At 71.9% G+C, this 14,644-nt stretch carries 11 protein-coding genes and 1 pseudogene; 3 read left to right on the plus strand and 9 right to left on the minus strand.

What is annotated here, in order from left to right:
• The first annotated feature begins 14 nt into the window (after positions 1–14).
• Entirely contained in the window at positions 15–3,317 is a 3,303-nt protein-coding gene (locus H2038_RS04365; protein WP_292109527.1) for an amidohydrolase family protein, read from the plus strand.
• Between the two features lie 12 nt (positions 3,318–3,329).
• Here the strand turns inward: H2038_RS04365 and H2038_RS04370 are convergent, their stop codons facing one another.
• Genes H2038_RS04370 through H2038_RS04385 form a run of 4 tightly spaced genes read right to left on the minus strand, consistent with a single transcriptional unit; the run spans position 3,330 to position 7,472 of the window.
• A complete protein-coding gene (locus H2038_RS04370) occupies positions 3,330–3,638 on the minus strand; it encodes a hypothetical protein (protein WP_292109528.1) in 309 nt (102 codons plus the stop codon).
• The gene (locus H2038_RS04375; protein WP_292109530.1) at positions 3,635–6,178 is read right to left on the minus strand and encodes a cbb3-type cytochrome c oxidase subunit I; all 2,544 of its coding nucleotides are present in this window, start codon (positions 6,176–6,178) and stop codon (positions 3,635–3,637) included. Before H2038_RS04375 ends, H2038_RS04370 begins: the two co-directional genes overlap by 4 nt.
• Positions 6,175–7,131 (minus strand): c-type cytochrome, encoded by a 957-nt coding sequence (locus H2038_RS04380; RefSeq protein WP_292109531.1) that lies wholly within the window; start codon positions 7,129–7,131, stop codon positions 6,175–6,177. Before H2038_RS04380 ends, H2038_RS04375 begins: the two co-directional genes overlap by 4 nt.
• Positions 7,128–7,472 (minus strand): c-type cytochrome, encoded by a 345-nt coding sequence (locus tag H2038_RS04385; protein ID WP_292109532.1) that lies wholly within the window; start codon positions 7,470–7,472, stop codon positions 7,128–7,130. Before H2038_RS04385 ends, H2038_RS04380 begins: the two co-directional genes overlap by 4 nt.
• A 235-nt stretch (positions 7,473–7,707) precedes the next feature.
• Here H2038_RS04385 and H2038_RS14845 point away from each other — a divergent pair.
• Positions 7,708–8,160, plus strand: a pseudogene (locus H2038_RS14845) (c-type cytochrome); the annotation flags it as partial.
• On the opposite strand, the gene H2038_RS04395 reads toward H2038_RS14845, so the two are convergent.
• The 3 genes from H2038_RS04395 to H2038_RS04405 are packed head-to-tail and all read right to left on the minus strand — an operon-like array spanning position 8,156 to position 12,113.
• Positions 8,156–8,890 (minus strand): cytochrome b, encoded by a 735-nt coding sequence (locus H2038_RS04395; protein WP_292109535.1) that lies wholly within the window; start codon positions 8,888–8,890, stop codon positions 8,156–8,158. The pseudogene H2038_RS14845 and the gene H2038_RS04395 sit on opposite strands and share 5 nt — an antisense overlap.
• Positions 8,887–9,615, minus strand: a complete 729-nt coding sequence (locus H2038_RS04400; protein ID WP_292109538.1) for a cytochrome c oxidase assembly protein — start codon at positions 9,613–9,615, stop codon at positions 8,887–8,889. The genes H2038_RS04395 and H2038_RS04400 overlap by 4 nt, the downstream gene beginning before the upstream one ends.
• A complete protein-coding gene (locus H2038_RS04405; protein ID WP_292109541.1) occupies positions 9,612–12,113 on the minus strand; it encodes a membrane-bound PQQ-dependent dehydrogenase, glucose/quinate/shikimate family in 2,502 nt (833 codons plus the stop codon). The genes H2038_RS04400 and H2038_RS04405 overlap by 4 nt, the downstream gene beginning before the upstream one ends.
• Before the next feature lie 156 nt (positions 12,114–12,269).
• Here H2038_RS04405 and H2038_RS04410 point away from each other — a divergent pair, with 156 nt between their 5' ends.
• Positions 12,270–12,692, plus strand: coding sequence for a four-helix bundle copper-binding protein (locus H2038_RS04410; protein WP_292109544.1), 423 nt, complete (start codon positions 12,270–12,272; stop codon positions 12,690–12,692).
• 27 nt (positions 12,693–12,719) lie between these two features.
• Here H2038_RS04410 and H2038_RS04415 read toward each other — a convergent pair whose 3' ends face one another.
• Positions 12,720–13,340 carry a glutathione S-transferase gene (locus H2038_RS04415; RefSeq protein ID WP_292109546.1) on the minus strand — a complete coding sequence of 207 codons (621 nt, stop codon included), beginning with the start codon at positions 13,338–13,340 and terminating at the stop codon, positions 12,720–12,722.
• A 29-nt stretch (positions 13,341–13,369) separates the two neighbouring features.
• Positions 13,370–14,641, minus strand: a complete 1,272-nt coding sequence (locus H2038_RS04420; RefSeq protein ID WP_292109548.1) for a nucleoside transporter C-terminal domain-containing protein — start codon at positions 14,639–14,641, stop codon at positions 13,370–13,372.
• Positions 14,642–14,644 lie beyond the last annotated feature (3 nt).

A 14,644-nucleotide genomic window follows, 5' to 3' on the forward strand; every position in this document is an offset into this window, starting at 1 on the left:
CGGGGGCTTTCCGTATGAAGCGCGTTTTCCTGACCACCGTCGCCGCCATGGCGCTCGCCGCTCCGGCCTTCGCCCAGGCGCCCGATCCGCAGACGGCGCCGCCGACCCTGCCGCCGACCGAGGCCGCCCAGGCCGCGGACGAGGAGGAGGCGAAGTGGGACGTGCAGAACCCGCCCGGGCCGGCCCGCGACATTCCCATCGACGTCACGCGCGGCACCTGGATGTCGGTCGACGTCAGCCCTGACGGCCGCATGATCGCCTTCGACCTGCTGGGCGACATCTACGTCATGCCGATCGAGGGCGGCGAGGCCCGCGCCATCGCCTCGGGCGTGGCCTGGGAGATGCAGCCGAAGTGGTCGCCCGACGGCCGCCAGATCGCCTTCACCTCCGACCGGGGCGGCGGCGACAATCTCTGGATCATGGACGCCGACGGCTCCAACCCGGTGCAGGTGTCGAAGGAGTCCTTCCGCCTGCTCAACCAGCCGGAATGGAGCCCCGACGGCCAGTTCATCGTCGGCCGCAAACACTTCACCTCGGCCCGCTCCCTGGGGGCCGGCGAGATCTGGATGTACCACCGCTCCGGCGGCGGCGGGGTGCAGATGACCGAGCGCCGCACCCAGCAGAAGGACACCGGCGAGCCGGCCTTCTCGCCGGATGGCCGCTACCTCTACTTCTCGGACGACGCCACGCCCGGCGACGTCTTCGAATACTCGAAGGACGTCAACGAGCAGATCTACGTCATCCGCCGGCTCGACCGCGAAACGGGCGAGATCGAGCCCTACGTCACCGGCCCCGGCGGCTCGATCCGCCCCACCCCCTCCCCCGACGGCAAGTCGCTCGCCTTCATCCGGCGGGTCCGCTACCAGTCGGTGCTCTACGTCATGGACATCCAGTCCGGGCGCGAGACTCCGGTCTTCAGCGGCCTCGACCGCGACCTGCAGGAAACCTGGGCGATCCACGGCGTCTATCCCGCCATCAGCTGGACGCCGGACAACCGCTCGATCGTGTTCTGGGCCGACGGCCGCATCCAGCGTGTCGACGTCGCCTCGGGCGAGGTCTCCGACATCCCCTTCCACGTCGCCGACACCCGCCGCGTGCAGGAGGCCGTGCGTTTCCCGGTCGAGGTCGCGCCCGACACGTTCGACGTGAAGATGATCCGCTGGGCCCGCCCCTCCCCGGACGGCTCGCGCGTGGTCTTCGAGGCGCTCGGCCACCTGTGGATCCGCGACCTGCCGAGCGGCGAGGCGCGCCGCCTGACCCGCCAGAACGACCACTTCGAGCTCTATCCGAACTGGTCCCGCGACGGCCGCTCGATCGTCTACGCCACCTGGGACGACGAGGCGCTGGGCTCGGTCCGCGTGGTTCCCGCCTCGGGCGGGACCGGTCGCACGATCACCCCGCGCCCGGGCCACTATGTGGAGCCGACCTTCTCGCCCGACGGCCGCACCGTGGTCTACCGCACCGTCTCGGGCGGCGACCTGACCAGCGCCCTGTGGAGCCGCGACACCGGCGTCTATCGCATCCCCGCCGCCGGCGGCGAGCCGGTGTTCGTGACCGACGACGGGGTCGCCCCGCAGTTCGGCGCCGACGGCGACCGCCTGTTCCTGACCGGCCGCGACGGCGACCACCGGACCCTGTTCTCCGTCGACCTCGACGGCGACGACGCCCGCACCCACCTGCGCTCCGAATGGGCGGCCGAGTTCGCCCTGTCCCCGGACGGCAACTGGGTCGGCTGGACCGAGCGCTTCAACGCCTATGTCGCCCCCTTCGTCGCCGCCGGGCGGCCGGTGACCATCAGCGCCGAGGGCAAGTCCCTGCCCCAGGCCCGGGTCACCCGCGACGCCGGCGAATGGCTCAGCTGGTCGGGCGACTCGCGCCGCCTGCAGTGGTCGCTGGGGCCGGAGCTGTTCACCCGCGACCTCAACCAGTCCTTCGCCTTCGTCGAGGGCGCGCCCGAGGAGCTGCCGAAGCCTGACGAGCGGGGGATCAACCTCGGCTTCAGCGTGCCCGCCGACAAGCCGGAAGGCCGCATGGCCCTGACCGGCGCCCGGCTGATCACCATGAACGGGGCCGAGGTCATCGAGAACGGGGTGATCGTCATCGACGGCAACCGCATCGAGACCATCGGGCCGATGGCCAGCACCACCATCCCGGCCGGCATCCCGACCCTCGACATGACCGGCAAGACCATCATGCCGGGCCTGATCGACGCCCACTGGCACGGCTCGATGGGCGAGGACGAGATCATCCCCGAGCAGAGCCGGATCAACTACGCCGCCCTCGCCTTCGGGGTGACGACGATCCACGATCCGTCGAACGACACCAGCGAGATCTTCGCCCACAGCGAGCTGGCCCGCGCCGGCCGCGTGGTCGGCCCGCGCATCTTCTCCACCGGCACCATCCTGTACGGCGCCACCACCGCCTTCACCGCCCAGGTCGACGACCTCGACGACGCCCTGTCCACCCTGCGTCGCATGCAGGCGGCCGGGGCGTGGAGCGTGAAGAGCTATAACCAGCCGCGCCGCGAGCAGCGCCAGCAGATCCTTGAGGCGGCCCGCCAGCTCGGCATGATGGTCGTCCCCGAGGGCGGCTCGCTGTTCCAGCACAACATGTCGATGATCGTCGACGGCCACACCACGATCGAGCACTCGATCCCGCTGGCCCGGCTCTACGACGACGTGCACCAGCTGTGGCGCCAGACGGAGGTGGCCTACAACCCGACCCTGGTCGTCGCCTATGGCGGCAGCTACGGCGAAAACTACTGGTACCAGGAGAGCGACGTCTGGGATCACCCGATCCTGACGCAGTACGTGCCGCGCCGGGTGCTCGACGCCCGCGCGCGCCGCCCGGTCACCCTGCCGGACAATGAGTGGAACCACATCTCCGTGGCCCGCGAGGCGACCCGGCTCAACGCCGAAGGCGTCGACGTCCTCATCGGCGCCCACGGCCAGCGCGAGGGCCTGGCCGCCCACTGGGAGCTGTGGAGCCTCGCCCAGGGCGGCATGGCGCCGCTCGACGTGATCCGCGCTGGCACCCTCAGCGGGGCCCGGGCCCTGGGCATGGACCGCGACCTCGGCTCGCTGGAGCCGGGCAAGCTGGCCGACATGGTGGTGCTGGACGCCAACCCGCTGGAGAACATCCGCAACACCACCTCGATCGCCTACACCGTGGCCAACGGGCGCGTGTACGACTCCGGCATGAACGAGATCGCCCCGCGCCAGCGGCCGCGCCGGCCGTTCTGGTTCGCCGGCGCCGACGGCGAGGCCTTCGCCCCGGGCGCGACGGAGACCGACAGCCACGGCCACGGCGGCGACTGAGCCTGCCGTCGCCTAGTGTCCGGTGAGGGCGGGCAGCGCCTGCCAGGTCATCGCCACCACGGCGACGGCGAAGCCCAGGGCGGCGAGGTCGCGGCGGAAGCGCTGCGCCTCGTCCTCCGCCGTGCGCCGGCGAACGAAGGCGACCCAGCCCAGCCCCGCGCCCGCCAGCACGCACAGGCCGCTGAAGCCGAGGGCGAGGCCGCGCCACAACGGATCGTCGGCCTCGGCGACCACGTCGCCGACGCTGGAGATGGCGTAGACGCCCGCGAAGTGCACGCCCCACAGGGTCAGCCCGCCCAGCATCCACGCCCAGGCCCTCATCCGGCGGCTCCGGGGAACAGCCGGACCAGCAGGGCGGCGATCGCCCCCTGCCCCGCCGTGAACACCAGGAACAGGGCGATCAGGTCGAAGGTGGTCGGCCGCGCCGCCTCCACCTGTCGGCCCAGCCACCGCGCCAGCGCGTACAGGGCCATCAGCCCGGTCGTGGCCACGAACATCCCCTGCCAGGCCAGCAGGGCGAACACCGTCGCCCCCTGGGTGTTGGCCGAGGCCTTGAGCCCGGTCGCCGTCCAGCTGTCCAGATCGATCCACCAGCCGGCCGCGGCCGCGGCGACGGCCGCGACCATGGCGAGGGTGGCGATCGCCGGGGTGCGGGGCCGGTCCAGCCTGAGGATGCGGCAGGCGCCCCACGCCAGCCCCGCCGCCGCGGCATAGGCGGCGATGACGGCCGCCAGCGAGGGCAGCCCCGGCGGCGGCGCCCACAGTCCGGGGTTGCGGCTCCACAGGAAGACGTAGCTGAAGCCCAGCAGCGCCCCGACCATGCCGGCGACGATCAGCAGGATCACCATCGCCCACCAGCCGTGGCTCGACGGGCCGCTGACGTAGGTCGGCACGCGGATGCCGGCGCCGATATCCACGGTCGGTTCGACGCGCGGGCGGTCCAGGGTCCAGCACCAGGCCAGCACGCAGTAGACCGCCAGCACCCCCGACACGACGGAGGGCCAGTACGCCTGCACGGTCAGCAGCAGGAAGAAGCCGGCGGTGAACACCGCCGCCCACACGTGCCAGCCCGACGGGGTCGGCATCCGCTGCAGGTACTGGGGCTCGGCGTTCAGGGTGGAGGTCACCAGCGTCTCGCGCTCCCCCGTGGCCGTGTTCGGCAGGAAGTAGCGCCCGGCGACCACGTCCCGGATCAGGTTCTTCTGGTCCCAGAGCGGATACAGGCTGCGGACCACGGGGATCGAGCGCACCGAGTAGCGGCCGGTCGGGATCCACTCCATCCCCGGCCCGCCCCAGACGTCGCCCGCCTCGCGCGCCCCGAACGGACGGAAGTTGCGGACCATGTCCACGATCCACAGCAGCACCGCGGCGGCGAACAGGAAGGAACCCGCGGTCGAGAGCAGGTTCGGCCACTCCCAGCCCCGGTCCGGCAGATAGGTGTAGACCCGCCGCGGCATGCCCATCAGCCCGGTCAGGTGCATCGGCAGGAAGGTCAGGTGCATGCCGGCGAACATCAGCCAGAACACCCATTTGCCGAGCCGTTCGCTGAGCGGCCGCGCCGAGCTCATCGGCAGCCAGTAGTAGATGGCCGCGAACAGGGGGAAGACCATGCCGCCGATCAGCACATAGTGCAGGTGGGCGACGATGAAGTAGCTGTCGTGGGCCTGCCAGTCGAACGGCACCATGGCCACCATCACCCCGGTCAGGCCGCCCATGGTGAAGATGACCAGGGCCCCGAGCACGAACAGGCCCGGCGTCGTGAACCGCATCCGGCCGGAGGCGACCGTGGCGATCCAGGCGAACACCTGCACCCCGGCCGGGATCGACACCGCCATCGACGCCGCCGAGAAGTAGCTGGTCGAGATGGTCGGCATGCCGGTGGTGAACATGTGGTGGGCCCACACGCCGAAGCTGATGAAGCCGGTGGCCAGCATGGCCAGCACCACCAGCCGGTAGCCGACCAGCGGGGCGCGGGCCATGGCCGGGATGATGGTCGACATCGCGCCCGCCGCCGGCAGGAAGATGATGTAGACCTCCGGGTGGCCGAAGAACCAGAACAGGTGCTGCCACAGCAGGGGATCGCCCCCCTTGAGGGCGTCGAAGAACGGCCAGCCCAGCGCCCGCTCGATCTCCAGCAGCAGGGTCGACAGGATGATCGAGGGGAAGGCGATGATGATCATCCCCGCGAAGATCAGCATCGCCCAGGCGAAGATCGGCAGCTTGTCCAGGGTCATGCCGGGCGCGCGGTTGCGCAGCACCCCGACGATGATCTCGATCGCCCCGGCGATGGCCGAGATCTCGATGAAGCCGATGCCCAGCAGCCAGAAGTCGGCGTTGATCCCCGGCGACCAGGTGGTCGAGGTCAGCGGCGGGTACATGAACCAGCCGCCGTCCGGCGCGAGACCGAAGAACAGCGACGAGAAGAAGGCCAGGCCGCCGATCAGATAGGCCCAGAAGGCGTAGGCGCTGAGCCTCGGGAACGGCAGGTCGCGCGCGCCCAGCATCTGCGGCAGCAGCAGGACGCCCAGCGCCTCCACCGCCGGCACGGCGAAGAGGAACATCATCATCGTGCCGTGCACGGTGAAGAACTGGTTGTAGGTCTCCTGCGGCAGGAAGCCGTTCATCGGCACGGCCAGCTGGGTGCGCATCAGCACCGCCAGCGACCCGGCCAGCACGAAGAACAGCATGGCCGCGCCGACGTAGTAGACCCCGACGTAGTTGTTGTTGATGGCGGTGATCCACTGCCAGCCCTTCGGGCCGCACCAGACCTGCTCCAGCGCCTCCAGCTCGCCCTCCGGCCGCGGCTCCCGGGTGGGGAACCGCTCGTACAGGGCCGGATCGAATCCGGTCTCGCTCTTCATTCGAGGCTCTCGAGCCAGGCGGAGACCTCACGCAGCTCCCGGCCCGTCAGCACCGGATAGGCCGGCATGCGGTTGCCGGGCTTGATCGACTGGCTGTCGGCGATCCAGCCGGCCAGCGTCCCCTGGTTGTTGGGCAGGATGCCCGCGCCCAGCGTGCGCCGGGCCCCGACATGACTGAGGTCCGGACCCGCCAGGCCGTTGAACGCCGTGCCCGCGACGGTGTGGCAGGCGCCGCAGCCGGCCCGGGCGAAGACGGCCGCCCCCGGGTGGGCCGCCGCGGCCGCCGGAGCGGGGGCCGCGCGCCGGCTCCGCCAGGCGGCGAAGTCCGCCGGCTCATGCGCCACCACCACCAGGCCCATCAGGGCGTGCGGGCCGCCGCAGTACTCGGCGCACTGGCCGCCGTAGGCGCCCGGCGCATCCGCCTGGATGCGCATCAGGTTGCGGCGGCCCGGGATCATGTCGACCTTGCCGCTCAGCCGCGGGACCCAGAGGCTGTGAATGACATCGGCGGACTCCAGCTCCAGCACCACCGGCCGCCCGACCGGGATGTGGATCTCGTTGGCGTCCTGCAGCGCCTCGCGCCCGTCCGGGTCCAGATAGGCGACGCGCCACCACCACATCTCGCCGGTCACGCGGATGCGCATCTCGTCGGGGCGCGGCTCGTCGGTCAGGCGGCCTGTCAGGCTCAGCCCGTAGACCAGCAGGGCGCTCAGCACGACCACCGGGAAGGCGAGACCGCCGATCCAGATCAGCCGCTCGCCGCCCAGCCGCGCACGCCAGCGCCGCGGTCCGAACAGGGCGACGCCCAGGGCCACGAGCACGAGGAACAGCACGATCCCGGCCATGCCGAACAGCACCCACGCCAGCACGTGCAGCGGATCTGCGAAGGGGCCGGCGGGGTCCATCGTCGGCGGCGGCCATCCGGCCATGCTGCGGGGGGTGGAGGCGGTCATTCGAGCGTGTACAGCCAGGCGGCGACGTCGCGCGCCTCGGCTTCCGTCAAGGGCGCCGGCGGCATGCCGGTTTCGGGGGCCATGGACGGCGCGTCGCGCACCCAGCGCGCCAGCAGGTCAGGCTGGTTGGGGAACCGTCCGGCGATCAGCGGGCGGCCGCCGAAGCCCTCCAGCGGCGGGCCCGCCGCGCCGGCGGGCCAGGCGACTCCCGGAAGGTCGTGGCAGGCGGCGCACCCGGCGCGCTCGGCCAGGGCGAAGCCGCGCGCGGAGTCCGCCCCGGCGATCTCGCGGGGTCCGCCGCCCTTGTCCGCGCAGGCGGCGGTCAGCAACGCCAGCACCATGGCCCGCCTCCTCACGTCCGCTCGCACCCGTTCGCCGGCAAAGGTCCGCCCCGTTCCTGCTCGGGACCCTAACCCTCCGGCCAAGGTGACGGTTCCGGGAACCGCCAAGGTGGGCGGGTGTTCGATCCGCGTGCGCGCCCTGCTTCCAGCCGGAATCCTTCTCCTCGTCGCGGCCTGCGCCGAGCCGGAGACCCGCTCGACCGCAGCCTTCAGCGCCGACGGACAGGTCATCGCCATGAGCGGCGGCGACGGCGGCCCGTCCAACGCCTGCTTCAGCTGCCACGGCCTCGACGGCATGGGCGACGGCGTCAGCACGCCCCGTCTCGCGGGACTGGACGCCGGCTATCTGCAGAAGCAGCTCGAGGACTACGCCGCGCGGCTGCGCGACGATCCGAGGATGTACGAGGCCGCCCGCTGGCTGGACGACGACGACCGGCGCGCCGTCGCCGCCTGGTACGCCGGCCTGCCCACGCCGCCCCGCTCCGGATCCGCGGGCCCGGCCCCGGCGGTCTGGTTCGAGCCGCGCCCGGAGGCCGGCGGCGTGGCCTGCGCCGCCTGTCACGGCGAGCGCGGTCAGGGGGTGGGCGCCGGCAACCCCGCCGTGGCCGGTCAGCCGGCCGCCTACATCGTCCACCAGCTGCAGCGGTGGCAGGCCGGCAAGCGGCGCAACGATCCGCGCGGCGTTATGTCGGGCGCTGTCGCCGGCCTGTCAGACCCCGAAATCCGCGCCATAGCCGCCTGGCTCGAGCGCGCACCCACTGCTCCAGCGCCAGCCAGCGCCGCTGCCACCGCGTCCGCTTCGGCGGCAGCTGCGGCACGACCGGCAGCATCCCGTGGACCACATCGTCCCGATCGATGAAGTGGTGCTTCAGCGCCGCCCCGACGTGGATCGGGATCATCAGCAGGAGCGTCAGCACCAGTCCCCAGTGCGTCCACTCGGCCACCGCCTCCACCTGCCAGCGGGTCGCCAGGTCGAGGTTCTGCAGCGGCATCAGCGGCCACGGCACGAACCCGAGCAGGCTCAGATCCTCCTCCCGCGCGGTCGCCGAGATCATCGCCCAGCCGCTCAGCGGCAGGCCGAACAGGCAGGCGTAGAAGACGTAGTGCGTCATGTGCGCCGCCGCGCTCTCCCAGCCGGGCTTGTCAGCGTCGTTGATCGGCCCGGGCGCCAGTGTCCGCCACGCCCCCCGGCCCAGCGCCAGCACCAGCATCAGCACCCCGATCGCATAATGCAGGTCGTGGGCCCCCACCTTCTCGCCGCCGACCGGCAGCCGTCCCATCCACCAGCCCCAGAACAGCTGGAAGATGACCAGGGCCGCCATGGTCCAGTGGAAGACGATGGCCACCGGCGAATAGCGGCCCTCGTCGTGGTGGCCCGCCGCCCATTCGAGGACGAGGCCGAACAGCCGGGCGATCATGCCGCCCCGGCTCCGGCCCTCGCGTCGGGCCCGATCCAGCGGCCGAGCATCAACAGCGCCGCCGCCAGATAGACCGCCGCCGCCGGGGCCCACATGATCAGGCCGGCCGTCTGCTGGTCCTCCAGCGGCGTCAGCCCCCACGGCGTCGTGCTGGCGAAGTGCGGCGCATACAGAGGCTGGCCGGTAAAGGTCAGCAGCGCCCCCAGCAGACCCATGGCGACCATGGCGATCAGCAGATGCGCCACCGCGGCCGGGACCGAGGCCCGCCGGACTCCGGCCCAGAACCACACGGCCGAGCCCAGCAGGCTGGCCTGCATCAGCCAGTAGGCCGCGTCGTGCGACAGGGCCCAGGCGTAGGCGCCCGGCGCGTGCCAGACCCAGAACACCGCCGCCTGCGCCGCCGTCGCCAGGGCGAGCGGCCCGACCCTGCGCGCCGGCAGGGCCCAGGCCAGAAGCGGGGCGGCGACCGCCACCAGCAGCACGTGGTGCACGGTGCGGGCGGCGAACAGGGCCGAGCTCAGCGCGCAGAGGGGCGAGACGAAGCTGACCGCCAGCACGCCTACGGCCGCCAGCCCCAGCGCCCGCTCGCGCCCGCGCGCCCGCCAGGCGAACGCGCCCGCCGCGACCAGCAGGACCGCGATCAGCACCGGATCGAGGTTCCAGCGCCACTCGCCCCCGGCGGGGGCCGGGCCGCAGTACGGCAGCCAGACCGTCCCGACGCTCATCGCTGCGGCAACGCCCAGGCGATCACCTGGTCGCCCTTCGGCGTCTCCATGAAGTGGTGCCCGCCGGTCATCAGGACCAGATACTGCCGCCCGTCCTGCTCGTAGACCATCGGTCCGGCCTGGCCGCCGGCCGGCAGCGCTTCCGACCACACCGTCTCGCCCGTCTCGATGTCGATGGCCCGGATCAGATCGTCAGTGGCGGCGGCGATGAAGATCAGTCCGCCCGCGGTGACCACCGCCCCGCCGTTGTTAGGGGTGCCGATGTCGATCGGCAGCATCGACGGGATGCCGAACGGGCCGTTCTTGCGCGCCGTGCCCAGCGGCCGGTCCCAGACGGTGCGGCCGGTGCGGATGTCGATGGCGCGGATGCCGCCGTAGGGGGGCTGCTTGCACAGCATGCCGGTCGACTTCATCCGCCAGCCGGCGTTGACGTCGATGGCGTAGGGCACGCCCCACTGCGGGTCGCCCGCACCTTCCGCCCCCTCGGGCACGCCGCCGCGCGACTCCGGCGTCTGGTTTTCAAGCCGGGGATCGCCGCGGGGGAACCAGCCCTTCTCGTTGGCCTCGTCGCGCGGCACCAGCCGGTTGTAGTTCGGCATGTCGTTGTAGTTGGCGATGATCCAGCCGCGCTGCGGATCGACCGCCACCCCGCCCCAGTCCGAGCCGCCGTTGTAGCCGGGATACTGGATCCAGCGGCGATCCGTGGTCGGCGGCGTGTAGATGCCCTCGTACGCCGCCTGCCGGAAGCCGATGCGGCAGACCATCTGGTCGATCGGCGACATGCCCCACATGTCGCGCTCGGTCAGGTCGCGGCGGGCGAGGGTGTGGAAGCCGGAGAACGGCTGCGTCGGCGAGCGCTCCTGCGGCTCGACGCCGCCGCCGGGCACGCGCCGCTCCTCCACCGGCGTCAGCGGCCGCCCGGTGCGCCGGTCGAGGATGTACAGGTCGCCCTGCTTGCTGGGCAGCACCAGGGCCGGAACCCGGCCCGCCGCTGTCGGATAGTCGATCAGCGTCGCCTGCGAGCCCAGGTCATAGTCCCAGACGTCCTTGTGCACCGTCTGGAACGACCAGGCCGGCCGGCCGGTGGTGACGTCCAGCGCCACCAGCGAGGTGGCGTACCGGTTCTCCGCCTCCGACCGGTCCGCGCTGTAGTAGTCGGCGGCCGAATTGCCCATCGGCAGATAGACCAGGCCCAGCGCCTCGTCCCCCGAGGCCGTGGTCCACATGTTGGGGGTGCCGCGCGTGTAGCTGTCGCCCTCCTCCGGACGGCCGGTCAGGTCCGGACGGGTCATGTCCCAGGCCCAGCGCAGCTCGCCGGTCACGGCGTCGAAGCCCTGGATCACTCCCGAGGGCGCCTGGTTGTACTGGCCGTCCAGCACCTGGTGGCCGGTCACCACCACGCCGCGCACGATCGTCGGCGCCGAGGTGATCGACACCATGCCGGGGATGACCTCGCCCATGCCGACCTTGATGTCGACCGCGCCGTTCTCGCCGAAGTCGGCGCAAGGCCGCCCGGTGCGGGCGTCGACGGCGATCAGCCGGCCGTCCAGCGTGCCCTCGATGATCCGCCGGGCGCAGGCCGCAGTCGCCCCGGCCGCCGGGGCCGCGACGGACCGGGGTTGCGGACGGGCGGGCGCGGCGCGGCCGGCGGCGCTCGCCGGCTCCGGAGCCGCGGCGCGGGCGTCCGCGACGTCGTAATAGGCCACGCCGCGGCAGGCGGCGGTGTAGGGGATCCACTCGTCGGACACCTGCGGGTCGTAGCGCCAGCGCTGTTCGCCCGTGCGCGCGTCCAGGGCGATCAGCACATTGCGGGCGCTGCACAGGTAGATGGTGTCGCCGACCTTCAGCGGGGTGGTCTCGGCCCCCCACTTGTCCTCGGGCAGATCCCCGGTGCGGTACAGCCACACCCGCTCCAGCTGGTCGACGTTGTCGCGGTTGATCTGGCTCAGCGGCGACCATCGCCGGGCGCTGTGGGTCCCGCCGTAGGCCGGCCAGTCCGCGCCTACGTCGCGCAGCGACGGTTCGGACATTCCGGCCACGGTCGCTGTCTCCGGCGCGCGCGGCGTCATCGGCCGGTTGGCCTGGGCCACGGCGAAGCCGAACACTCCCGCCAGCGCCACGAACACCCCGCCGCCGATCAGGGCCAGACGGCCCCCGCGCCGGCGGTCCAGCACCGGCAGGGCGGCGATGACCAGCACCAGCAATACCGCCGGGGCCACCACGCGCGGGACCAGGGCCCAGCCATCCAGCCCGACCTCCCACAGCGCCCACAGCACCGTCAGCACGAAGACCGCGCCGTAGATCCACGCCCCGAGCAGCTTCAGCCGGAACAGCATGACGCCGGTGGCGATCAGCCCCAGCCCGGCCAGCACGTAGTAAAGCGAGCCTCCCAGGGCCGCGAGCCAGGCCCCGCCGCCCGTCAGCACCACGCCGATGAGCAGGAACACCACGGCCAGAATCCGCACCGCCCAGCCGCCCGCGCCGGTTCGCGTCGCCATCTTCGCCTCCATTTCGCCGTTCTTGGGAAAGGGCCGAGGCGCGGCCAAGGTTCCTTGCGAGGGCGATTCCGGCTCCGGCGCGAACCTTGACGCCCGCGCCCGGTTGAAGGAGCGCCCGCCCCGGCGGGCCCCGTCCCTTCAACTCCGGAGATCGCCATGCGCGCCGAACAGATGATCGCCAGCCACCCCCACGTCCGCGGCGAGGTCAACACCGCCCTCGCCCGCTGCGTCGAGGCCTGCTTCGACTGCGCCCAGGTCTGCGCCTCCTGCGCCGACGCCTGTCTGGGCGAGGAAATGGTCGCCGAACTGGTCCAGTGCATCCGCCTGAACATGGACTGCGCCGACGTCTGCCTGACCACCGGCCTGATCGCCACCCGCCGTTCGGGCGGCGACGTGCCGCTGATCGAGGCCCAGCTGCGCGCCTGCGAACTGGCCTGCGCCCGCTGCGCCGCCGAGTGCGAGCAGCATGCGGAGAAGCACGAGCACTGCCGGATTTGCGCCGAGGCCTGCCGCGAGTGCGAGCGCGCCTGCCGCGACGTCCTGGCGAGCCTGCCCCGCAGCGGTTCGGCCGCGCACTGAGGCGCGGCCCGCCCCGCCGCCCGGGCGTCAGACCCCCGCGGCGGCGGCGGGGCGGGCGCGGCTGGCCTCGAGCCAGCGCGCCAGATGGGTCAGCTCCTCCGGCGGCCGGTAGCGGATCAGCCGGGCGAAATCGAGCCCGACCACCGCCACCACGTCGGCGATGGTGAAGCGCTCGGCCGCGATGAACTCCCGGTCCGACAACCGCCGGTCCAGCGACTTCATGAACTTCTCCGCCGACACCCGGTTGTACTCCGCCACCTGGGGCAGCTGCGTCGCCTCCAGCGCCGCCAGCGCCGGGTGCGAGTGGCGCACGTTCAGCATGATCGGATTGGCGAGGTAGAACTCGCAGCGGCGGGTCCACATCTCGATCACCGCCTGCTCGCGCGCGTCCCGGCCAAACAGGTTCGGCTCCGGATGCAGCGACTCCAGGTAGCGGCAGATAGCCAGCGACTCCGAGATCGTCGTGCCGTCGTCCAGCTCCAGCGCCGGCACGTGCGGCACGCCCACCCTGGCGCGGTACTCCGGCGTGCGGTGCTCCCCCGCGAGCAGGTCGATCTCGACGATCTCCACCCCCTCGACGCCCTTCTCCGCCATCACCCAGCGGACCCGCCGCGGGTTGGGCGCGCGGTTCGAGGTGTAGAGCTTCATTCCGGCCTCCGTTGCTTATCGCAACGCTATCAGCGGTAGATCGCCGACGGCAAGGCCCCGACCACGCAGGCGGTCATGATGGTGGCCAGGAAGCCGGCGAACAGCGCCTTCCACACCAGCCCCAGCACCTCCTCGCGCCGCTCGGGCATCAGCACGCTCAGGCCGGTGACGGTGATGCCGACCGAGCCGATGTTGGCGAAGCCGCACAGGGCGTAGGTCATCAGCATCCGCGTCCGCTCCCCCATCTCGGCGACCGGAACCCGACCCAGCTCGATGAAGGCGACGAACTCGGTCAGGGTCAGCTTGACCCCCAGCAGCCAGCCGGCGCGGCCGGCCTCCGACCACTCGACCCCGGTCAGCCAGGCCACCGGCATGAACAGCCAGCCCAGCACCCGCTCCACCGTCACCGGGCCGTCGAACAGCCACAGGCCGCCCAGCATCACATTGGCCAGGGCCACCAGCGCCACGAACACGATCAGCACCGCCGAGATGTTCAGCACCACCATCAGCCCATCCGCGGTGCCCTTCACGATGGCGTCGATGGCGCTGTCGTACTTCAGCGCCGAATCGTAATCGGCGTGCGCCCCGCCCTCGCCCGGCTTCTCCGGCACCATCACCCGCGCCAGCAGGATGCCCGCCGGCGCCGAGACGATCGACGCCACCAGCACGTGCCCGGCGGCGTTGGTCAGCACGGGCGACAGGATCGCCGCATAGGCCACCATGGTCGACCCGGCCACCGTCGCCAGCCCGACCACCATCAGCAGGAACAGCTCCGACCGCGTCAGCTTGTCGAGGTAGGCGCGGATCACGATCGGGCTCTCGATCATGCCGAGGAAGATGTTGGCGGCCACCGCCAGCGCCGACGCCCCGCCCAGCCCCATGGTGCGCTGGAACAGGATGCCGAAGCCGTGGGTGATCCACTTCAGCACCTTCCAGTGCCACAGCAGGGCCGACAGCGCCGAGATCACCAGGATCAGCGGCAACACCTGGAAGGCGAAGGTGAACAGCGCCCCGTCATTGGTCACCGCATACGGCTGATCGCCCCCGGCCAGGTAGCCGAAGACGAAGCGCGTGCCCTCGTTGGTCGCCCGCGCCAGCCCGTCGACGGCTCCGTTGATGGCGTTCAGCACCACGTCCGAGCCGGGAATCCCGAACACCGCCAGCACCAGCGCCGCCTGCACCGCGATCGCCCCCAGCGCCAGCTTCCACGGAAACGCCCGCCGGTTCTCCGACAGCGCCCAGCAGGCGGCGATGACCACGACCAGCCCGAGCAGGCTCTGGAGATTCAGCAGGTTGAACATGAT

Source organism: Brevundimonas sp. (assembly GCF_013912005.1).
In the GTDB taxonomy this organism is placed as follows: domain Bacteria; phylum Pseudomonadota; class Alphaproteobacteria; order Caulobacterales; family Caulobacteraceae; genus Brevundimonas.